We start from the raw sequence: 20,651 nt of genomic DNA, 5'->3' as shown, positions 1-20,651 counted from the left end.
TATCGACGTTAAGGTGCGGGATGGGGATCGCTCGGCTCGTCTGTCGGCTGCTATCCGCAGATATCATGTTGACGGTCCCTCCACCCTGGCTCCTACATACCGCGTAGGAGCCGGGAGGAACATACAAGCCCATGCTCGGCTTTTTTCTTGCCTGCGACTTGTCGGGGTTCATGACCAGCCGAGCACGGGCTCGGCTCTACAATTCGATTTCCAGCAGCGCCCGCACAAAAAAAGGCCCGGCAATGCCGGGCCTTCTTCGATCTGCTCGCCGCAAGGCTTACAGGTTCGCTTCGGTGGTCTGGATCATGAACTTCTTGCGCATCGCCTCGATGTAGGCCTTGGCCGCGGCCATGCCGTCGATCTGGCTCAGCTGTTCCTTCAGCTGCTTCTGCTGCTCTGCAGTCACTTCCTTGATGTCGCCCGGATTGACCTTGTTCACCGCGAACAGCAGCGCGTGGCCGTTGACGTCGACCTTGCCATAGCTCGGCTTGCCTTCGGCCGGCACCGGCGCGCTGAAGATCGCGCGGTTGATTTCCGGGGTCGGCACCGGCTGGCTGCGCGGCAGGCCCGGCATCGGGCTCAGCTGCAGCTTCTCGCTGGCGGCCAGCGACTGCAGGGTGGCGCCCGCCTTCAGCTTGGCCAGGATGGCCTCGGCCGCCTTGTCGCTGGCCTGGCGCTGGCGATCAGCACGGATCGCAGCGATCACCTGTTCGCGGGCCTTGTCCAGCGGCAGGGCCTGTTCCGGGGTGTGTGCAGCCACACGGATGACCACGCTGTGGTTGGTCGCGCCGCCCAGCGCGATCGGGTCACTGGCGGTACCGTCCTGCACCAGCACGTCGGAGAAGGCGGCACGCAGCACGGCCGGGTCAGCGGCGATGCCGCTGGCGGTCGCGCGGGTGATCGGGCCCAGCGTCTGCAGCGGCAGGTTCACTTCCTTGGCCGCAGCGGCCAGGTCGCTCGGGCTCTTGTTGATGGCATCGACCAGGCGACCGGCCAGTTCGTTGAAGCCGCGCTCGCCGTCGGCCTTCAGCTGCTCGGCAGCCAGCGTGTCACGCACTTCCTCGAACGACTTGCCCTGGCCACCGCGCACAGCGGCCACCTTGATGATGTGGTAACCGAACTCGGTCTTCACCGGGCCGATCACGTCACCAGCCTTGGCCGCAAACAGCGCGTCCTCGAACGGCTTCACCATCGCACCGCGCTCGACCCAGCCCAGGTCACCGCCCTGGTCCTTGGAGCCCGGATCTTCCGAATTGGCCTTGGCCAGCGCAGCGAAGTCGGCACCGGCCGCCTTGGCATCGGCAGCGATCTTGTTCGCCTTGGCTTCGGCGCCGTCACCGGTGATCAGGATGTGCGAGGCCTGGCGCTGCTCCGGCGAGGTGAACTTTGCCTTTTCCTCTTCATAGCGCTTGCGCAGGGTCGCTTCGTCGGCCGGGGTCGGTGCCGGCAGGTTCGCACCGTTGATCTCGACGTACTCCAGCGACACGCTCTCGGCCTGGCGGAAATCCTTGCCGTGGCTGTCGTACCACTTCTTGATCTGATCATCGGTGACCGGCGCGGTATCGGCCGGTACGGGCGGCAACGCGGCCAGCTCGACGTCGCGGGTTTCGCCCAGCAGCTTCAACAGGCGCTCGGTCTCGGCCTGGGTGACGAAGCCGGAGCTCTGCAGGCCCGATGGGATCACCGACTGCTGCAGGCTCTCACGCACCAGTTCCTGGAACTGGGTCGGGGTACGCGGCGGATTGCCACCGGCCAATGCCAGGCGGTAGTTGTTCTCGTTGAACTTGCCGTTCGAATCGAGGAACGCCGGCATGGTCGCGATGTACTCGCGCACCGCGCCGTCGCCGATCACCACGCCCGCCTGTTCACCAACCAGGCGCACGACCTGTTCGTCGATCAGCTGATCGAGCACGGCCATCTTGTTCTCGGTGCTCTCGAACGCGCGCGGGTCGAAATTGTCGCCCTGCTGCTGGCGCTCACGCATGCGCTCCTGCTCGAAACGCGTGCGGAAATCCTGCGAGCTGATCTCATGGTGCTGCCACAGCATGCGCACCGGCCACCACGACGGCGCCGAACGCCACCAGGTGGGCGGCGCGGAAACCTTGGCCACGTTCTGTGCGCCAACGCCACCGAGGTAGCTGTTGTCGATCACGAACAGGAACGGAATCATCAGCAGCCCCAGGATCACGGTGACGATCCAGCCTGAGGTCTTGTCGCGGAGTTTCTGCAGCATGGTGAGGAATCACAAGGCCTGATTGGCGAGCCCGGCAGTGTAACCCGCTTCGCCGCAGGGACCAAAAGCAGCACCGACGCGGCCTGCGCCCACTTGCGCAGGCACGCACCATCAGTGCATCGGCCAACTCCATCCTGGCGCAAAGAAAAAGCCCCCGGCTTGCGCCGAGGGCTTTTAGAGTTGGCGGAGCGGACGGGACTCGAACCCGCGACCTCCGGCGTGACAGGCCAGCATTCTAACCAGCTGAACTACCGCTCCGCGCTTGAACTTTGCAGGCGCCCAGTATATCCGAAGACTCTCTGGAAACCCAGCCCGATGAACACTTTTTTCAAAGTTTTTTCACAGGGACTTAAGAATTCTGCAATGGCGGAGCGGACGGGACTCGAACCCGCGACCTCCGGCGTGACAGGCCAGCATTCTAACCAGCTGAACTACCGCTCCGTTCTTGCAAAAACCTTCTCGCCTTCCTCCCGAACCTCTCGGTGAGAAGACAAGGCCCCCGGCCTTGAACCGGGGGCCTGGATGTAATGGCGGAGCGGACGGGACTCGAACCCGCGACCTCCGGCGTGACAGGCCAGCATTCTAACCAGCTGAACTACCGCTCCGCGTTGTTACCTTTTTTGCTTTCAGCCGGCCTGGACCAGGGAGAAAACAAAGCCTCCAGCTTTTGGCCGGAGGCCTCGTTGAATGGCGGAGCGGACGGGACTCGAACCCGCGACCTCCGGCGTGACAGGCCAGCATTCTAACCAGCTGAACTACCGCTCCACACTCAAACTTTTACCGCGGTGCTGTGGTGGGTGCTGAGGGTTTCGAACCCCCGACCCTCTCCGTGTAAAGGAGACGCTCTACCGCTGAGCTAAGCACCCCAGCGAGCCGCTTAGTTTACAGCATCCTTCAGGGCCTTGCCAGCCTTGAACGACGGATTCTTCGAAGCAGCGATCTTGATGGTGTCGCCGGTCTTCGGGTTGCGGCCGGTGCGGGCAGCACGGTCGCGGACCTGGAAGGTACCGAAGCCAACCAGGGTGACCGCATCGCCGTCCTTCAGCGCCTTGGTGATGGCAGCAACGACGGCATCGACAGCGCGGCTGGACTCTGCCTTGGTCAGGTCGGCAGCTTCAGCAACGGCATCGATCAATTCGGTCTTGTTCATTCTCTACAACTCCTTTGGCGGTGGGTTCCGCTTATTCGACAGGGAAGCAACCGCACGCCATCTGCATGCGGCCGCCATGTGGAAACGGTTCGCCGAATCCAGCGATCACCAGACTGCGATCACTCATTCGCGAGTGCTGCTTTTATACCAGTGGCCCTACCCCCACGCAAGCTGGAAAGCCAGCAACGACGCGGGTTTCGGGCCATTGGACAGCGCGCGTCAATGCTTGACGCGCGCGTTTCCACTCGGTTTGGCCTTGCTGCGCACCGTGACGCGCTGCGCACTCTTGCGCGCCTTCTTCGGTGCCAACGGACGCTCCAGCGCCAGATCCAGGACTTCTTCGATGTACTTCACCGGCACGATCTTCAGATCGCGGGTGACGTTGGCCGGGATGTCGGCCAGGTCCTTGCGGTTCTCTTCCGGGATGATGACCGTGCGGATGCCGCCACGCAGTGCGGCCAGCAGCTTCTCCTTCAGTCCACCGATGGCCGTGACGCGGCCACGCAGGGTGATCTCGCCGGTCATCGCCACGTCGGCGCGCACCGGCACCCTGGTCAGCATCGACACCAGCGAGGTGACCATCGCTGCGCCGGCACTCGGGCCATCCTTCGGCGTGGCGCCATCGGGCACGTGCAGGTGCACATCGTGCTTCTGCAGGAAGTCGCTGTCGATGCCAAAGCCCACGGCGCGCGAACGCACCACCGACAGCGCGGCCGAGGCCGATTCCTTCATCACGTTGCCGAGCTGGCCGGTCAGGATCAGCTGGCCCTTGCCCGGCACGAGCGTCGATTCGATCTGCAGCAGGTCGCCACCAACTTCGGTCCAGGCCAGGCCGGTGACCAGGCCGATTTCATTCTCTTCCTCGGCACGGCCGAAGTCGAAGCGACGCACGCCCAGGTACTTGTCCAGGTTCTTGCTGGACACGCTCACCAGCGCCTTTTTCTTCGCGCCCTTCTTTGCCTTCACCGGCTGCGGGCCGGCCAGCGCGATCTCCTTCACCACCTTGCGGCAGATCTTGGCGATCTCGCGTTCCAGGTTGCGCACGCCCGATTCGCGCGTGTAGTAGCGCACGATGTCCTGGATGGCGTCACTGCCGATTTCCAGCTCTTCCGGCTGCAGGCCGTTGGCCTTGACCTGCTTCGGCACCAGGTAGCGGGTCGCGATGTTGAGCTTCTCGTCCTCGGTGTAGCCGGGGATGCGGATCACTTCCATGCGGTCCAGCAGCGGGCCGGGAATGTTGAGCGAGTTCGAGGTGGCCACGAACATCACTTCGGACAGGTCCAGGTCCACTTCCAGATAGTGGTCGTTGAATGCGTTGTTCTGCTCCGGATCGAGCACTTCCAGCAGCGCCGAAGACGGATCGCCACGGAAGTCCATCGACATCTTGTCGATCTCGTCGAGCACGAACAGCGGGTTCTTGCTGCCGACCTTGTTGAGGTTCTGCACGATGCGGCCCGGCATCGAACCGACGTAGGTACGGCGGTGGCCACGGATCTCGGCCTCGTCGCGCACGCCGCCCAGCGACATGCGCACGAACTTGCGGTTGGTGGCCTTGGCAATCGACTGGCCCAGCGAGGTCTTGCCCACGCCCGGCGGCCCGACCAGGCACAGGATCGGGCCCTTCATCTGCTTCACGCGCGACTGCACCGCCAGGTATTCAAGGATGCGCTCCTTGACCTTCTCCAGGCCGTAGTGGTCGGCATCAAGCGTATCCTGCGCGACCTTCAGGTCCTTGCGCACCTTGCTGCGCTTCTTCCACGGCACGCCCAGCAGCCACTCCAGGTAGTTGCGCACGACGGCGGCTTCGGCCGACATCGGCGACATCTGCTTGAGCTTGTTCAGTTCGTTGCGCGCCTTGGCTTCAACCGCCTTCGGCATGCCGGCCTCGGCAATCTTGCGGGCCAGTTCTTCCAGCTCGCCCGGCGCGTCGTCCAGGTCACCCAGTTCCTTCTGGATGGCCTTCATCTGTTCGTTGAGGTAGTACTCGCGCTGGCTCTTCTCCATCTGCGACTTCACGCGGCCGCGGATGCGCTTCTCCATCTGCTGCACGTCGATCTCGCCGTCGACCAGGCCGACCAGCATCTCCAGGCGGTCACCGACGGCCAGCGTTTCCAGCAGGCGCTGCTTGTCGGCCAGGCGCACGCTGATGTGCGCAGCGATGGTGTCGGCCAGGCGCGCCGGCTCATCGATGCCCGACAGCGTCTGCAGCAGCTCCGGCGGCAGCTTGCGGTTGGTCTTCACGTACTGCTCGAACAGCGACATCAGCGAGCGGGCGATCGCCTCGACCTCGCGCGCCTCGCGCTCGTCGGTGGCCTCGATCTCCAAGGCCTGGCCATGCAGCGAGCCGTCGCGCTCGTCGACGTGGGTGACCTGCACGCGCGACAGGCCTTCAACCAGCACCTTGATGGTGCCATCGGGCAGCTTCAGCAGCTGCAGCACCTGCGCCAGCGTACCAACCTGGTAGAGGTCGGCCGCATGCGGGTCGTCGGTCTCAGCCGACTTCTGCGCCAGCAGCAGGATGCGCTTGTCCGCCTCCATTGCCTGTTCGAGCGCGTGCATGGACTTGTCACGGCCGACGAACAGCGGGATGACCATGTGCGGGAACACCACTACGTCGCGCAGCGGCAGGACCGGCAGGTCGAGGGTTTCACTTGGGGAACGGGCCATGGGGGCTCCAGGGAAGGGGGAAAACCGCCTCCGGGAGGGCATCTTCCGGAGACAAAAAAAGCCGATGGCCCCGTTATGGGGCCATCGGCTTTCAGATGCAAGGCATTCCTTTAAAATCCTTTCCAATCAACAACCTGGAAGGATCACTCGGCGCCTGCGGCCTTCTGTTCAGGGGCCGCCGGGGTCTGGTAGATCAGGTACGGCTCGGACTTGTGCTCGATCACCGACTCGTCCACGACCACCTTGCTGACGTTCTCCTGCGACGGCAGGTCATACATGGTGTCCAGCAGGACCGATTCGACGATGGTGCGCAGGCCACGGGCGCCGGTCTTGCGCTTGAGCGCCTTCCTGGCGATGGCCGACAACGCGTCCGGACGGAACTCCAGCTCGACGTTCTCCATCTCGAACAGCTTCTTGAACTGCTTGGTGATGGCGTTCTTCGGCTCGGTCAGGATCTTGATCAGGGCCGGCTCGTCCAGCTCCTCCAGGGTCGCGACCACCGGCAGGCGGCCGACGAACTCGGGAATCAGGCCGAACTTGATCAGGTCTTCCGGCTCGACTTCGGCCAGCACCTTGCCCACTTCCTGCTTGCGCTCGCTGCTCTTCACCTTGGCGCCGAAGCCAATGCTGCCGACGTCGGTGGAACGCGCCTGGATCACCTTGTCCAGCCCAGCGAACGCGCCGCCGCAGATGAACAGGATGTTCTTGGTGTCCACCTGCAGGAATTCCTGCTGCGGGTGCTTGCGGCCGCCCTGCGGCGGAACGCTCGCCACGGTACCTTCGATCAGCTTCAGCAGGGCCTGCTGCACGCCTTCGCCGGACACATCGCGGGTGATCGACGGGTTCTCGCTCTTGCGCGAGATCTTGTCGATTTCATCGATGTAGACGATGCCCTGCTGCGCCTTCTCGACGTCGTAGTCGCACTTCTGCAGCAGCTTCTGGATGATGTTCTCCACGTCCTCGCCCACGTAACCGGCTTCGGTCAGCGTGGTGGCGTCGGCCATGGTGAACGGCACGTTGAGCAGGCGGGCCAGGGTCTCGGCCAGCAGCGTCTTGCCCGAACCGGTCGGGCCGACCAGCAGGATGTTCGACTTCGCCAGTTCGACGTCGTCGTTCTTCTGCCGGCTCTCGATGCGCTTGTAGTGGTTGTACACGGCCACGGCCAGCGTGCGCTTGGCACGGTTCTGGCCGATCACGTACTGATCGAGGACCTCGAGGATCTCGCGCGGCTTGGGCAGCGAACTGCGCGCCGACTGCGCCTTTTCCTCAAGTTCCTCACGGATGATGTCGTTGCACAGCTCCACGCACTCATCGCAGATGAACACGCTCGGACCCGCAATCAGCTTGCGCACTTCATGCTGGCTCTTGCCGCAGAAAGAGCAGTAGAGGATCTTGCCGGTGTCCGTGGAACGACCTTGGCGGTCTTCGCTCATGCTTCGCTTACCCAGTTACCCCACCCGCTGAACGGGGGTTCGATTCGAGAATAGCACAGGGCCGAGGGGACACCAGTCCCACCCGACCCTGCAGGAACGAGGCCTCCCTGGCCCCGTGAAGGCCGGTCAGCCGGCCTGGATCGACTCATCCGGACGACGCTCCAGGACCTGGTCGACCAGACCGTAGGCCTGCGCCTCGAAGGCGCTCTTGAAGTTGTCGCGCTCGGTATCACGGGCGATCGTCTCCAGCGACTGGCCGGTGTGCTTGGCCAGCACCTCGTTCAGGCGCGAACGCAGGGTCAGGATCTCGCGCGCGTGGATGTCGATGTCGGTGGCCTGGCCCTGGTAGCCACCCAGCGGCTGATGGATCATCACGCGCGAGTTCGGCAGCGCATAGCGCTTGCCAGCTTCGCCCGCGGCCAGCAGCAGGGCGCCCATCGAGGCGGCCTGGCCGATGCAGGTGGTGCTCACATTCGGCTTGATGTACTGCATGGTGTCGTAGATCGCCATGCCGGCGGTGACCACGCCACCCGGCGAGTTGATGTAGATGTTGATGTCCTTTTCCGGGTTTTCCGATTCCAGGAACAGCAACTGCGCCACCACCACGTTGGCCATGTGATCGTCGATCGGGCCCACGAGGAAGATCAGGCGCTCCTTCAACAGGCGCGAATAGATGTCGTAGGCACGCTCGCCGCGGCTGGTCTGCTCGACCACCATCGGAACCAGGTTCAGGGCTTTGGTTCGGTTGTCCATTACGTGAGGTACCTATCTTGGGGGGCAACAACCCCGCGCCGGCAAAGGCGCGGGGCATCCGGTGATCCGCCCGGGCTTACTGGCGGATCGCGTCCTGGAACGACAGCTTCTCTTCGGTGTGCTGGGCACGCTCGGCGATCCAGTCGATCACCTGCTCTTCCATCACACGGTTCTGCAGGCCAGACATCAACTGGGGGTCGTTGCGGTACATCTCAATGACCTGCTCCGGCTCTTCGTAGGTCGAAGCGATCAGACGCATCGTTTCATTCAGGCGCTTGGCTTCCAGGCGCAGGTCGTTGATGCGGGCCACTTCACCGACCAGCAGGCCGACCAGCACGCGCTTGGCGGCAGCATCCTTGAAGCCTTCGTGGGCATCGGCCGGGATCTCGCCGACGTTCTGGCCGTTGCGGCGCAGCTGCTCGACCTGCTGGGCCAGCATGGCGCGGGCTTCGTTCTCGACCAGGCGCGGCGGCATTTCCACCGACGAGTAGGCCGCGATCAGCTGCTCGCCCACTTCGCGGCGCAGGCGGTTCATCAGGGCGCCCTTCAGCTCGCGCTCCAGGTTGGCGCGGATGTCGCTGCGGAACTGCTCCACGTCGCCGCCCTTCACGCCGAAGCTCTTGATGAAGGCTTCGTCGACCGCCGGCACGACCGGCTCGGAGACCTCGGTGACCTTGACGGTGACCTGCACGGTCTTGCCGGCCAGTACCGGCACGCGCCAGTCAGCCGGGAACTCGACGTCCAGGGTCTTCTCTTCGCCCTTGGCCAGGCCGACCAGGCCCTTTTCAATGGTTTCGAACATCATGCCCTGGCCGAGCACGATCGAACCCTTCTCGGTGCCCTCGGCCGGCAGGCGCTCTTCGCCGGCCTGCGACCAGGTTTCCACCGCGACCAGGTCACCGTCCTGCGCGCCACGGCTGACCGGGGCCCAGGTACGACGCTGGTTCTGCAGGTTCTCGATCATCTGGTCGATGTCGGCGTCGGTGATCTCGGCGGTATGGCGCACGACGGTCAGCTTGCTGACGTCGATGTCGCCGAAGTCCGGCACCACTTCCACGGTGGCCACGAAGGAGAACTCACCCTCGTCGCCCTTGTCGATGCGCGGGCTGCCGACGACGCGCAGGTCGTGCTCGCGCACGGCCGCGTCGAAGGTCTCGCGCAGCAGGCCGTCCAGTGCCTCGCCACGGACCTGCGCGCCGAAGCGCTGCTCGATCACCTTGGCCGGCACCTTGCCCGGGCGGAAACCCTTGATGCGGGTGGTACGGGCGATTTCGCCGAGGCGGCCGGCAATGTGGCTCTGCAGACGCTCTTCCGGCAGCGAGAAGCTCAGGCGGCGTTCCAGGTTGCCGGTGGATTCGATCGAAGCTTGCATGTTGACTCCTGCCACCGGTGGCCCAGGCCCCCGGCTCGATGATTGGGATGAAACGGTTGTAAGGACGCGACGTCTGGGACGCGCCTGCTTGCCGCAGCCCTTTAGTTTCGCCCAATTCGGCTTGCACTGCCAGCGCGTGCCGGTCAAGGGGGCGCAGATGGCCCGATCAGGGCGGGGACAGGCCGGCACTGGTGCGAAAGGGGGGACTCGAACCCCCACGCCTTGCGGCACTGGAACCTAAATCCAGGGCGTCTACCAATTCCGCCACTTTCGCGTGGCCGGCGCAGGGGTTCATTGTCGCAGGCGATGACGGGAAGCGGAAGGCCTGCACAAAACTGAACATGGCAATTGTGCGCAGCCCGCGCGTTGACCCACCCCGGCGAGCGCAAGCTCATCCGGGGTGGCGGGGGTTCACTGCTGCGGCATGGCCTTGGCCGACGCCGTACCGGCGCCCTGCCCGGCTGCAGGATCCACCTTGCGGATCTCCACGCCCCCGTCGCCGGTGCGCCGGAGGGCCGCCGGCTCCGGCGTGGCCTTGCGCACATCGACCGAACCATCCGCATTGCGCTGCACGTCCACCGCATCGGGCAGGGTCTCCCGCTCAGCCGGCTGAGCCGGCTGCATCTGCATGGCCCCACCGACCGGGCGCGCAGGAGCGCTCTCCGTGCCAGCATCGCGTTCGACGGTCTGCGCCGGATCGTCGGCGGGCGCGCAGGCCGCCAGTGCCAGCAATGCGAAGGAAACCCACAGCGTGCGGTGCAATCGATTGATATCGACCATCAACATCGTCCTTCATGCATGCGCCATCGGCGCGGAAGATCCATTGGGTGCGATGCAGGACGCGATGCGGTGAGAAGCAGTGCACAGCATTGATAACACTGATGACGCGTATGACCCTGATTTCAGCATTGCTTCAGTCGATCCACGCCATGCGTGGATGAAATGCCCCTCACCCAGCGAACAGGCAAGAAAAAAGCCACTTGGCGAACCAAGTGGGAAGCTGCCGCGCATTCGCGCCGCAGCCCCACGCTTTGCGCGGCAAAGCGCGGGCCCCACTTCATCAGCCGCCACATCCCCGCGGCTTCGCCGCGCCCCCTTGACTCAAGGGGGCTCCGCTCCAGCCAGCACCGCTGGCATCTGCAGATGCCCCTCAGCGAACAGGCAAGAAAAAAGCCACTTGGCGAACCAAGTGGCTTTCGTCTGGTGGGCTGTCAAGGATTCGAACCTTGGACCTATTGATTAAGAGTCAACTGCTCTACCAACTGAGCTAACAGCCCGAAATCGGGGCGCGAATTATGACCCGATCCGCTCGGTGGGTGCAAGCACTTTTTTCAACGTGGTTGAAACCAGCACTGCGGGGCCCGCTCCTGCTGCAGATCCACGCCGGGCGGATTCTGCAACGCGTGATCCATCGGAACGATGGCAGTCACACCTATAAGAAAAAAGCCACCTGGCGTACCAGGTGGCTTCTGTCTTGGTGGGCCGTCAAGGATTCGAACCTTGGACCTATTGATTAAGAGTCAACTGCTCTACCAACTGAGCTAACGGCCCGTGAAACTCAGACGCACATTGTAGCGTGCTTTCTGTTTATTGCAATACCGTTTCGACTGCGCCGATGCGGTTGAATCAGTGGGGTGGCTGAGGGGATTCGAACCCCCGACCACCGGAATCACAATCCGGTACTCTAACCAACTGAGCTACAGCCACCACTGAAACTTTCGCTCCATCGCCGATACCACTGACGCCGGAACCTTGAACATTGCCTGGGGACTGTCACCGAAGTTGCGGTCCGCCGAAGCGAGTCCGATATTCTGGTGGAGTCCTTGCGCTTTTGCAAGCACTTCTTCACATCCGTCGATGCGATCCCGGTGCCCGCCAATGGCGCGCCCGACAGGAATCGAACCTGTAACCGCCGGCTTAGAAGGCCGGTGCTCTATCCAGTTGAGCTACGGGCGCCCGAACCGGAACGGTGTCCAATCCGACGTGGCGTGGGATTGGTCGGGGTAGAGGGATTCGAACCCCCGACATCCTGCTCCCAAAGCAGGCGCGCTACCAGACTGCGCTATACCCCGGTCTTGCAATCCCCTCGGGTTGGGCCCGGGGAGTTGGTCATTGTCGCCAAGCGCGTTGGGAACTGTCAACGAAGGATGCACAGATCCCGGGCCTGCCGCAACGCCGAAAGCAGTCATCGGCTATGCTCACGCCCATCGGCCGGATGGCCGTCCCGACCTTCATTCGCACGGAGAACACGCATGCGCAGCGGCAACCCGGCTCTTTCCGAGTCGACCTTCCTCGACCTCGCCAGTGGCTCGGTAGTGACCAGCCCCGACCAGGCCATGACCCTCAACGGCACCGCCAACAAGACCGGCATCCTGCTGCTGCTGACCGTGCTGACCGCGGCGTTCGCCTGGAGCCAGGCGGTCGACGAGTACGGCCAGATTTCCGGCAGCGCGAGCCTGTACGCCATCGGTGGCGCGATTGGCGGCCTGGTGCTGGCATTGATCACCATCTTCAAGAAGGAATGGTCGCCGGTCACCGCGCCGATGTACGCGCTGGTCGAAGGCCTGTTCCTGGGCGCCGTGTCGGCCCTGTTCAACATGAAGTACCCGGGCATCGTGTTCCAGGCGGTGCTGCTGACCTTCGGCACCCTGGCCGCCCTGCTGTTCGCATACCGCAGCGGCCTGATCAAGGCCACCGAGAACTTCAAGATGGGCGTGGTCGCCGCCACCGGCGGCATCGCCCTGCTCTACCTCGCCTCGTTCGTGCTGGGCTTCTTCAACATCAACGTGCCGGTGATCCACGACTCCAGCTGGCTGGGCATTGCCTTCAGCCTGTTCGTGGTGGTCGTGGCCGCGCTGAACCTGGTGCTGGACTTCGATTTCATCGAGACCGGCGTGGCCCAGCGCGCGCCGAAGTACATGGAGTGGTATGGCGCATTCGGCCTGATGGTGACCCTGGTCTGGCTGTATGTGGAGTTCCTGCGCCTGCTGTCGAAGATCCAGCAGCGCTGAACCGGGCAAAGCCATAAACGACAAAGGGCGCCTTCGGGCGCCCTTTTCTCTTTGTAACGCGTGGCTGCATTTCCCGGCTAGCCAGGCACGCCGGCCTGTGCAGCGTAGTGTGCCGCAAGGTGCTCGACCAGCGCTCGCACCTTGGGCGCGAGCGCACGTGCATGCGGGTACAGCGCGAAGTAGCACCGCTGGCCGGCATGCCAGGCCGGCAGCACGCGGATCAGGCGACCGGCGCGCAGGTCCTCCTGCACGGTCAGCGCGGTGAACAGGCTGATGCCCATTCCGGCCAGCGTGGCAGCGTACAGCGCGGGCGTGGCATCCACGCGCAGGCGCTGCCCGGCTTCAACGCTCACGCTGGCGCCGCGCGGTCCCTGCAACCGCCAGGGCGGCATTGACGGCGTGGGACTGAAACCCAGCAGCGTGTGCTGCTCCAGATCCAGTGCGTGCCGTGGCAGGCCATGGCGCGCCAGGTAGGCCGGTGCGGCGACCAGGATGCGCGGGCAGCTGGCCAGCTCGCGCGCGACCAGTTGGCTGTCCGGCAATGAAGCTGCAATGCGCAGCGCCAGGTCGAAACCACCACCCACCACATCGACCTGCTGGTCATCCGCCGACAGATCCAGCGTGACCTGCGGGTAACGCTGCAGGAACGAGGGCAGCCAGTGGGGCAGCTCCTGGCTGGCCACCACCTGCGGCACACTGATCCGCACGCTGCCGCTGGGCTGCGCCTGCCCGGCGCGAGCACGATCATCCGCCTCCTGCAGGCGGTCCAGCAGCGTTGCCGCCTCGCGGTGGTAATCGCGCCCGGCCTCGGTCAATGACAGCCGACGGCTGTTGCGATCGAGCAGGCGCACCTGCAGGTGCTCTTCCAGCTGCCGAAGTTGCCGCGACATCGCCGAGTGGGTGGTCCCCAGGCGCTCGGCGGCCGCAGTGAAACTGCCCGCGTCAACGATGGCGCGCAGCGCACGCAGGGCGGCGAAGTGATCCATCGGCGGGCAGCTCCACGTGGCGGAGCCCGCGGCATGCGGGCCCCGCCAGCTTATCAAGCACCGTCGCCGGCCTTGCGTACCGGCAGCGCCAGGATCGCGTCGGTGCTCATGACATCGCCGAAAGCGTCTTCGATCTGCGCCAGCGAGGCCTCATGCAGCGCGCGATGGCCGATGCGCTGGCCACCGGCCAGGTCCAGGTCGCGGCTGGCGCTGGCATCGGACGAGACGATCACCCGGTAGCCACGTGGTGCGGCCGCTGCGTCGCGCGCGGCACCGGCCACACAGGCATGGGTCTGCAGGCCGGTGACGATAAGGGTGTCGATGCCGGCGTTCTTCAGCGTCTGGTCGAGCACGGCGGCGGACGCGCCGGCGAACACACTGACGTTGTCCTTCTGCACCACGGTCTCGCCCTGGCGCGGCTGCAGGTCGCGATGGAAGGCGGCATTGACGCTGCCCTGCGCGAACAGGGGTGCGCCGGCCGGCAGCACGTGCTGGACATGGATCACGCGGATGCCGTGGGCATCGGCGAATTCGACTACCCGCCTGGCCTGGCGTAGTGCGGCCACGCCATCGGGAATGACCATGCGGCCACCCGCAAAGCCCGGTACGGCCTTGGCATCGAAGTACTCGTTCTGGAAGTCGATCACCAGCAGGGCAGTCTTCGCCGCGTCCAGCGAGGTCGCGACCGGCGCACCCGCCATATGACGGATGGTGGGATGGGCCGGCTCGGCAGCAGCAACCGGGATGGTGGCGGTCATGCCGAACAGGCTGGCCAGGCCGAAGGCGGCGAGATTCATGGGGCGACTCCTGTGCAATGGAAAGTGGGCTCAGGATGCGGAGCGGATGGCGCACGAACCAGCCGTGCAACAGCACATGATCTGTGCGATATCAGCACAGACCGCTTCTGTGGAGTCGAGCCATGCTCGACTCCACAGAAGCGGAAAACGCAACGGGGCGCCCGAAGGCGCCCCGCTGTGGATCCAACCGAGGTCGGCCGGCCGCTTACAGGCGGCTGGCAATGGCCTTGGCAAAGCTCATGGTGGTGCCGGTGCCACCCAGGTCGCCGGTCAGCGAATCCTTGGCTTCCATGGTCGCCACGATGGCCTTGCGCAGGCGCTCGGCGTTTTCCGGCTGACCGATGTGGTCCAGCATCTGCGCGGCCGCCAGCAGCAGCGCGCACGGATTGGCCTTGCCCTGGCCGGCGATGTCCGGCGCGGTGCCGTGCACGGCTTCGAAGATCGCCGCGTCCTTGCCGATGTTGGCGCCCGGGGCCAGACCCAGGCCGCCGACCAGGCCGGCGCACAGGTCGGAGATGATGTCGCCGAACAGGTTGGTGGTGACGATCACATCGAACTGTTCCGGACGCATCACCAGCTGCATGCAGCAGTTGTCGACGATCATTTCCTGGAACTCGATGTCCGGGTACTGCGCGGCCACTTCACGGGCGACATTCAGGAACAGGCCCGAGGTCGACTTGATGATGTTGGCCTTGTGCACGGCGGTGACCTTCTTGCGGCCGGTGCTCTTGGCCAGCTCGAAGGCGTAGCGCACGATGCGCTCGGAGCCCTTGCGGGTGATGCGGGTGCCGGAGAAGGCGGTCTCGCCATCGGCCGACACTTCCTGACCTTCGGCCAGGTAGGCACCTTCGGTGTTCTCACGGACGGTGATCAGGTCGACGTTGTCGAAACGCGACTTGGTGTTCGGGAAGGTGTGGGCCGGACGCACGTTGGCGTACAGGTCGAAGTGACGGCGCAGGCTGACGTTGATCGAGGTGAAGCCACCGCCGACCGGGGTGGTCAGCGGGCTCTTCAGCGCGACCTTGTTGCGCGCGATCGATTCCAGGGTCACCGCCGGCATCAGGTCGCCGTGCTTTTCCAGGGCCACGAGGCCGGCGTCGGCGTCTTCGTACTCCAGGCCAGTCTTGAGCTGGTCGAGCACGAACAGGGTGGCGTCCATGATTTCCGGGCCAATGCCGTCGCCGCGGATGACCGTAATTTTCTGCGTCATTGATCGATGTTCCGAACAGGGGGAAAAACGCCGTCCGGACGTGCCCGGAAACGCCGGCGCAAAGGAAGTTTCACCGGCAATTATGCCTGAGCCGGGGCCGAGGTCCCAAATAGACCATGGTCCCAGTCCCCGGCTCAGGCAGAATTGCCCGCGCATCCCACCTTATCCCCCCGCCTGTCGGCGCGCCCCCTTGAACAACAAGGGGGGCTCCTGGGCTGTCGGATCGCGGGGAGGACCCTTGCGGGTGCGGTAGTGCCGGCCGCTGGCCGGCAACCCCGGCCATGCCGGGTTCAGGCGATGCCGGCCAGCGGCCGGCACTACCCTCAGTGCTCGTGCGCGGCTGGCGCGGCCGCGCCACCTTCAAGCTGGTCGAGGAAGTCGACCGCGCGGCGCAGGTGCGGGATCACGATGGAGCCGCCCACCACCAGGCCGACCGAGAAGGTCTCGAAGAACTCCTCGCGGGTCACCCCGGCGTCCTTGCACTGGGCCACGTGATAGCTGATGCAGTCGTCGCAGCGCAGCACCATCGAGGCCACCAGGCCCAGCAGCTCCTTGGTCTTCACGTCCAGCGCGCCGGCCTGGTAGGTCTGCGTATCCAGCGCGAAGAAGCGACGCACCACCTGGTTCGGTTCGCCCAGGATGCGCTCGTTCATGCGCTTGCGGAACTCGGTGAACTCGGCGATGCGGTCCTTGCTGCCGTCGTCGGCCGCGCTCATGCCTGGCCCTGCCCGGCCAGCAGCGGCTCGAGCTTGCCTTCACGGTGCAGGGCCATCATGTCGTCGTAGCCGCCGACATGGACATCGCCGACGAAGATCTGCGGTACGCTGGTGCGGCGGGTCAGCGCCATCATCTTCTCGCGCTCGGCCGGGTCCAGGTCGATGCGGACCTCGGTCCACTGCTGGCCCTTGCTCTTCAGGAAGTTCTTGGCGGCCACGCAGTACGGGCAGACGGCGGTGGAATAGATGGTGATGGCGGGGGCACCGCCGGCGGTCTGGGCTGTCACGGGAAACTCCACGATGGATCGACGGTCTACATATGGTACCGGTGCGCTGGAATTTCCACGCCACGGCCGCAACACTGTGGATTAACGAATGGTTGCCCCCCGCCCTGCCACGCTTGGTGCGCCCCGCCCGAGGACCTTCTGCTTGCGAGCCCTGCTGCTGACTACCGCCGCCACCCTGGCCCTGGCCATGCCGCCGGCCCAGGCCCAGGAGAAGCTGCCCGACATCGGCTCTTCGGCCGGCGAGCTGCTGACCCCGGCCCGCCAGGCCGAGTACGGCGCGATGATGCTGCGCGAGCTGCGCAACTACGGCTACCTGCTGGAAGATCCGCTGGTCAACGACTGGCTGCAGACCATGGGTGCCCGGCTCGGCTCCAACAGTGACCAGCCGCGGCAGCCGTACACCTTCTTCGTGATGAACGACCGCCAGATCAACGCGTTCGCCACGCTGGGCGGCTACATCGGGGTCAATGCCGGACTGGTGCTGACCGCCGAGCGCGAGGACGAAGTCGCTGCCGTGCTGTCCCACGAAATCGCCCATGTCACCCAGCAGCACGTGCTGCGCGGTGTCGAGCGCGCCCAGCGCGACCAGATCCCGATCCTGCTGGGCATGCTGGCGGCGGTAGTGGCCGCCCAGGCCAGCAACAGCACGTCGTCCGGCAACGCGACGATGGCCGCGATCAGCTCGGGCATGGGCCTGATGCAGCAGCGGCAGATCAACTACACCCGCTCCAACGAGTCCGAGGCCGACCGCCTCGGCATCCGCACCCTGTCGCGCAGCGGCTACGACGTGGATGCCATGGCCGGCTTCTTCGAGCGGATGTCGGCAGCCATGCGCGGCAACGAAGGCGGCTACAGCGTGCCCGAGTTCCTGCGCACCCACCCGGTCAACATCACCCGCATCAGTGAGGCCAAGTCCCGCGCCCAGCAGATGAAGAAGGATACGGTGCTGCTCACCACCAGCACCCCCACCGGCGAGCGCAAGGAGCGGGTGGACCCGGCCGATCCCAGCCTGGGCGAGCCGCTGCTGCGCGGCAACAACCCGCTGCTGCCCGGCAGTGTACTGCGCCTGCCGATCGGCCAGCTCAACCGTGGCGCCAGCGGTGACTTCGAGTGGGCGCGTGAGCGCCTGCGCGTGCTCAGCGCGGACTCCACCCCCGAGCTGGAGCGCGAGTACGCCGACCTGGCCAAGCGGCAGAAGGACGGCCTCAACGATGCGCAGCGTTACGGCCAGGCGCTGGCGGTGATGCGCGGCGGCCGTGCCGGTGCCGGCCAGGCCCGGCAGACACTGGCCGGCCTGCTGCAGAGCCACCCCGGCAACCTGTGGCTGGCGCTGGGCCTGGGCGAGGCGGAGTCGCGCGCAGGCCAGGCGGCCCAGGCCAACAGCCGCTTCGAGCAGCTGCTGCGCGAACACCCCAACAGCCGCCCGGTGGCACTGACCTATGCCGAGATCCTGAACGAGCAAGGCAGCCGCGAGGCCGGCCAGCGTGCGCAGGCGATGCTGCGCCCTCTGCTGTCGCAAAGTGGTAACGATCCGGTCTTCCAGCAGCGTTTCGCCCGCGCCAGCGAGTTGGCTGGCGACAGCGTGCGCGCCAGCGAGGCCTATGCCGAGGCCGCCTTCCTCAGCGGGCGGCCAGAACAGGCACTGATGCAGCTGCAGGCGCTCAAGCGCAACCCGGCGCTGGATTACATCGGCCGCGCGCGGGTTGACGCGCGCATCGAATCGATCACCCCGACGGTGCTGGAGCTGCGCCGGCAGGGCGTGCAGGACCCGGATCTGGACCGCCGCTGAGCACCGCATGACCGGCCGATGGCAATCCGGGCCGGTTCCGGCCGGGTAGTCACAAACATGTCATCAAACCGTAGTCTACTGGCACCAGTCCAGTAACCGAGCCCTACGGTGTCCTCGTGCAGAAACGCATCCTGATCGTCGATGACGAGCCCGCGATCCGTGAAATGGTCGCCTTCGCCCTTCGCAAGGGCGATTACGAACCGGTCCACGCCGGCGATGCCCGGGAGGCCCAGACCGCGATCGCCGATCGCGTTCCCGACCTGATCCTGCTGGACTGGATGCTGCCCGGCACCAGCGGCCTGGACCTGGCCCGTCGCTGGCGCAAGGAAACGCTGACCCGCGAAGTGCCGATCATCATGCTGACCGCCCGCGGCGAAGAGAACGATCGCGTCGGTGGCCTCGAGGCCGGTGTCGATGACTATGTGGTCAAGCCGTTCTCGGCGCGCGAACTGCTGGCCCGCATCCGTGCGGTCATGCGCCGCGCCCGCGAAGATGACGAGGACGGCAGCGTAGCCGTCGGCCCGATCCGTATCGACGGCGCCGCCCATCGCGTGTTCGCCAACGACCAGCCGGTGCCGATCGGTCCGACCGAATACCGCCTGCTGCATTTCTTCATGACCCACCCGGAGCGCGTCTACACCCGCGCGCAGCTGCTGGACCATGTGTGGGGCGGCAGCGTCTACGTGGAGGAGCGCACCATCGACGTGCATATCCGCCGCCTGCGCAAGACGCTGGAGCCGTTCAACGCCGAGAACATGGTGCAGACCGTGCGCGGCGCCGGCTACCGCTTCTCCACTGCCACCTGAGTCTCGTCGTGCCGGCACCGCGCACCTGCAGGTGCCGGTGCCGGCAACTCTGCTATAACCCTCGGTTCACCCCAGTGAACCGCCGCACCTCAACGACGAGATCGCAATGCCCCGCCACATCCGCTCTGCCTGGTTGAAGACCCTGGCCACCGTTGCCGCGGTGCTGCTGTTCGCCGGACTGGTGGGGTGGTTCACGGGCCATCTGTGGTTGTGCATCGCACTGGGCGCGCTGGCGGCCCTGGCCTGGCATTACTGGCGCCTGCGCAGCGTTCTGCGCCGGCTGACCGCTCGCCAGCGCTGGGACACCGCCGAAGAAGGCACCGGCGTCTGGAACGAACTGGACCGCCTGCTGTACCGCAACCAGGTGGAAATGCGCGTGCGCAAGCGCCGCCTGCTGGACATGCTGCGCAGCTACCGCGCTGCCGCCGCCGCGCTGCCTGATGCCGTCGTCGTGCTGGATCGCAACAGCCAGCGCGTGCAGTGGTTCAACGAAGCGGCTACCGCCCTGCTCGGCCTGCACCATCCCGGCGACCTTGGCGAGGCCCTGGTCGAGCGCCTGCAGCCAATGCCGCTGGCACACTGGCTGGCTGGTGGCCGCAATGCCGAGCCCATCCTGGACGTACCCTCGCCGGTCGATCCGGCGATCCGCCTGAACCTGCGCCTGATTCCCTATTCGTCGGACTATTGGCTGCTGATCGCGCGTGACGTCAGCAAGCTGCTGCGCCTGGAGCAGGTGCGGCGGGATTTCGTCGCCAACGTTTCACACGAGCTGCGCACGCCGCTCACCGTAGTCCACGGCTACCTGGACATGATGGACCCGGAGGATTTCCCGGGAACCGGACCGATGCTGGAAGAAATGCGCAAGCAGAGCCAGCGCATGGCCCAGCTGGTGGAAGACCTGCTGACCCTGTCGCGGCTGGAATCGCAGGAGCACAGCGAGGAAGAGACCGTGGCCATGCAGCCGATGCTGGCCACCCTGCGCCGCGAGGCCGAGGCGCACAGCCAGGGCCGCCACCAGATCAGCATCGACGACCTGGCCGGCGTTGACCTTCAGGGCTCGACCAAGGAACTGCACAGCGCATTCTCCAACCTGGTCACCAATGCGGTGCGCTATACGCCGGCTGGTGGCCGCATCGCGGTGGAGTTCCGCCGCGAGGGCGACGGTGCGGTGCTGGCGGTGCGCGACTCCGGCTACGGCATCCCGGCCACCCACCTGCCGCGCCTGACCGAACGCTTCTACCGTGTCTCCAGCAGCCGCTCCCGCGAAAGCGGTGGCACCGGCCTGGGCCTGTCCATCGTCAAGCACATCCTCGGCCTGCACCACGCACGGCTGGAAATTGAAAGCGAAGTCGGCAAGGGCTCGGTGTTCTCCTGCCATTTCGATGCCGACCACGTGCGCCCGCGCGAGTCCGCCCCCCTGACCTCCATCGAAGAATGACGC

Annotated in this window: 16 protein-coding genes and 11 tRNA genes; 4 read left to right on the top strand and 23 right to left on the bottom strand. The window is 65.4% G+C overall.

The genetic code is table 11. From position 1 onward, the window contains the following. Positions 1 to 277: 277 nt before the first annotated feature. The 18 genes from AC5P66_RS18535 to AC5P66_RS18450 form a co-directional block, all read right to left on the bottom strand. Positions 278 to 2,233 carry a peptidyl-prolyl cis-trans isomerase gene (locus AC5P66_RS18535; protein WP_099495913.1) on the bottom strand — a complete coding sequence of 652 codons (1,956 nt, stop codon included), beginning with the start codon at positions 2,231 to 2,233 and terminating at the stop codon, positions 278 to 280. 181 nt (positions 2,234 to 2,414) lie between these two features. Beyond that, positions 2,415 to 2,491: transfer RNA gene (locus AC5P66_RS18530), tRNA-Asp, on the bottom strand. Between the two features lie 106 nt (positions 2,492 to 2,597). Then, a tRNA-Asp gene (locus tag AC5P66_RS18525) sits at positions 2,598 to 2,674 on the bottom strand. Positions 2,675 to 2,761: 87 nt separating this feature from the next. Next, positions 2,762 to 2,838 (bottom strand) — tRNA-Asp (locus AC5P66_RS18520). A gap of 83 nt (positions 2,839 to 2,921) precedes the next feature. Continuing rightward, positions 2,922 to 2,998, bottom strand: a tRNA-Asp gene (locus tag AC5P66_RS18515). Between the two features lie 26 nt (positions 2,999 to 3,024). Continuing rightward, positions 3,025 to 3,099 (bottom strand) — tRNA-Val (locus tag AC5P66_RS18510). 11 nt (positions 3,100 to 3,110) lie between these two features. After that, positions 3,111 to 3,383, bottom strand: coding sequence for an HU family DNA-binding protein (locus AC5P66_RS18505; RefSeq protein ID WP_005408270.1), 273 nt, complete (start codon positions 3,381 to 3,383; stop codon positions 3,111 to 3,113). A 219-nt stretch (positions 3,384 to 3,602) separates the two neighbouring features. Beyond that, on the bottom strand, positions 3,603 to 6,050 hold the full coding sequence (gene lon / locus AC5P66_RS18500; protein ID WP_099495914.1) for an endopeptidase La: 2,448 nt from the start codon (positions 6,048 to 6,050) through the stop codon (positions 3,603 to 3,605). 143 nt (positions 6,051 to 6,193) lie between these two features. Beyond that, complete coding sequence (clpX, locus tag AC5P66_RS18495) at positions 6,194 to 7,483, bottom strand: ATP-dependent Clp protease ATP-binding subunit ClpX (RefSeq protein ID WP_004154600.1); 1,290 nt, start codon at positions 7,481 to 7,483, stop codon at positions 6,194 to 6,196. A gap of 126 nt (positions 7,484 to 7,609) precedes the next feature. Continuing rightward, a complete protein-coding gene (gene clpP / locus AC5P66_RS18490) occupies positions 7,610 to 8,236 on the bottom strand; it encodes an ATP-dependent Clp endopeptidase proteolytic subunit ClpP (RefSeq protein ID WP_004146318.1) in 627 nt (208 codons plus the stop codon). Positions 8,237 to 8,312: 76 nt separating this feature from the next. Continuing rightward, positions 8,313 to 9,608 (bottom strand): trigger factor, encoded by a 1,296-nt coding sequence (gene tig / locus AC5P66_RS18485; RefSeq protein ID WP_049411242.1) that lies wholly within the window; start codon positions 9,606 to 9,608, stop codon positions 8,313 to 8,315. 189 nt (positions 9,609 to 9,797) lie between these two features. Further along, positions 9,798 to 9,882, bottom strand: a tRNA-Leu gene (locus tag AC5P66_RS18480). A gap of 137 nt (positions 9,883 to 10,019) precedes the next feature. After that, positions 10,020 to 10,388 carry a hypothetical protein gene (locus tag AC5P66_RS18475; protein WP_049441318.1) on the bottom strand — a complete coding sequence of 123 codons (369 nt, stop codon included), beginning with the start codon at positions 10,386 to 10,388 and terminating at the stop codon, positions 10,020 to 10,022. Between the two features lie 421 nt (positions 10,389 to 10,809). Further along, positions 10,810 to 10,885 (bottom strand) — tRNA-Lys (locus AC5P66_RS18470). A gap of 198 nt (positions 10,886 to 11,083) precedes the next feature. After that, positions 11,084 to 11,159 (bottom strand) — tRNA-Lys (locus AC5P66_RS18465). Positions 11,160 to 11,238: 79 nt separating this feature from the next. Further along, positions 11,239 to 11,315, bottom strand: a tRNA-His gene (locus AC5P66_RS18460). Between the two features lie 172 nt (positions 11,316 to 11,487). Next, positions 11,488 to 11,564, bottom strand: a tRNA-Arg gene (locus AC5P66_RS18455). 39 nt (positions 11,565 to 11,603) lie between these two features. Then, positions 11,604 to 11,680, bottom strand: a tRNA-Pro gene (locus tag AC5P66_RS18450). Positions 11,681 to 11,860: 180 nt separating this feature from the next. On the opposite strand from AC5P66_RS18450, the gene AC5P66_RS18445 reads away from it, so the two are divergent. Further along, positions 11,861 to 12,619: a Bax inhibitor-1/YccA family protein gene (locus AC5P66_RS18445; RefSeq protein ID WP_005415466.1), complete on the top strand. Its 759-nt coding sequence runs from the start codon at positions 11,861 to 11,863 to the stop codon at positions 12,617 to 12,619. A gap of 77 nt (positions 12,620 to 12,696) precedes the next feature. Here the strand turns inward: AC5P66_RS18445 and AC5P66_RS18440 are convergent, their stop codons facing one another. The 5 genes from AC5P66_RS18440 to grxC all read right to left on the bottom strand — a co-directional run bounded on the left by AC5P66_RS18440 (position 12,697) and on the right by grxC (position 16,615). Next, the gene (locus AC5P66_RS18440; protein ID WP_495216540.1) at positions 12,697 to 13,605 is read right to left on the bottom strand and encodes a LysR family transcriptional regulator; all 909 of its coding nucleotides are present in this window, start codon (positions 13,603 to 13,605) and stop codon (positions 12,697 to 12,699) included. Positions 13,606 to 13,658: 53 nt separating this feature from the next. Then, positions 13,659 to 14,402, bottom strand: coding sequence for a cysteine hydrolase family protein (locus AC5P66_RS18435; protein WP_312546900.1), 744 nt, complete (start codon positions 14,400 to 14,402; stop codon positions 13,659 to 13,661). A 205-nt stretch (positions 14,403 to 14,607) separates the two neighbouring features. Next, entirely contained in the window at positions 14,608 to 15,612 is a 1,005-nt protein-coding gene (locus AC5P66_RS18430) for an isocitrate dehydrogenase (protein ID WP_012479261.1), read from the bottom strand. A 323-nt stretch (positions 15,613 to 15,935) separates the two neighbouring features. After that, positions 15,936 to 16,328: a carboxymuconolactone decarboxylase family protein gene (locus AC5P66_RS18425; protein WP_004154542.1), complete on the bottom strand. Its 393-nt coding sequence runs from the start codon at positions 16,326 to 16,328 to the stop codon at positions 15,936 to 15,938. Beyond that, positions 16,325 to 16,615 carry a glutaredoxin 3 gene (gene grxC, locus AC5P66_RS18420; protein ID WP_004154541.1) on the bottom strand — a complete coding sequence of 97 codons (291 nt, stop codon included), beginning with the start codon at positions 16,613 to 16,615 and terminating at the stop codon, positions 16,325 to 16,327. The genes AC5P66_RS18425 and grxC overlap by 4 nt, the downstream gene beginning before the upstream one ends. 142 nt (positions 16,616 to 16,757) lie before the next feature. On the opposite strand from grxC, the gene AC5P66_RS18415 reads away from it, so the two are divergent. From AC5P66_RS18415 to phoR, 3 genes are all read left to right on the top strand, one after another. Beyond that, the gene (locus AC5P66_RS18415) at positions 16,758 to 18,404 is read left to right on the top strand and encodes a M48 family metalloprotease (protein WP_495216539.1); all 1,647 of its coding nucleotides are present in this window, start codon (positions 16,758 to 16,760) and stop codon (positions 18,402 to 18,404) included. Between the two features lie 116 nt (positions 18,405 to 18,520). After that, complete coding sequence (phoB, locus tag AC5P66_RS18410; protein ID WP_005408258.1) at positions 18,521 to 19,210, top strand: phosphate regulon transcriptional regulator PhoB; 690 nt, start codon at positions 18,521 to 18,523, stop codon at positions 19,208 to 19,210. Between the two features lie 106 nt (positions 19,211 to 19,316). Next, positions 19,317 to 20,648, top strand: a complete 1,332-nt coding sequence (phoR, locus tag AC5P66_RS18405) for a phosphate regulon sensor histidine kinase PhoR (RefSeq protein WP_049417421.1) — start codon at positions 19,317 to 19,319, stop codon at positions 20,646 to 20,648. The last annotated feature ends 3 nt before the right edge of the window (positions 20,649 to 20,651 follow it).

This window comes from Stenotrophomonas sp. YJH_SMC_122, from assembly GCF_059369535.1.
Note: the sequence above shows the minus strand (reverse complement) of the source record. Positions and strands in the feature narration are given on the sequence as shown.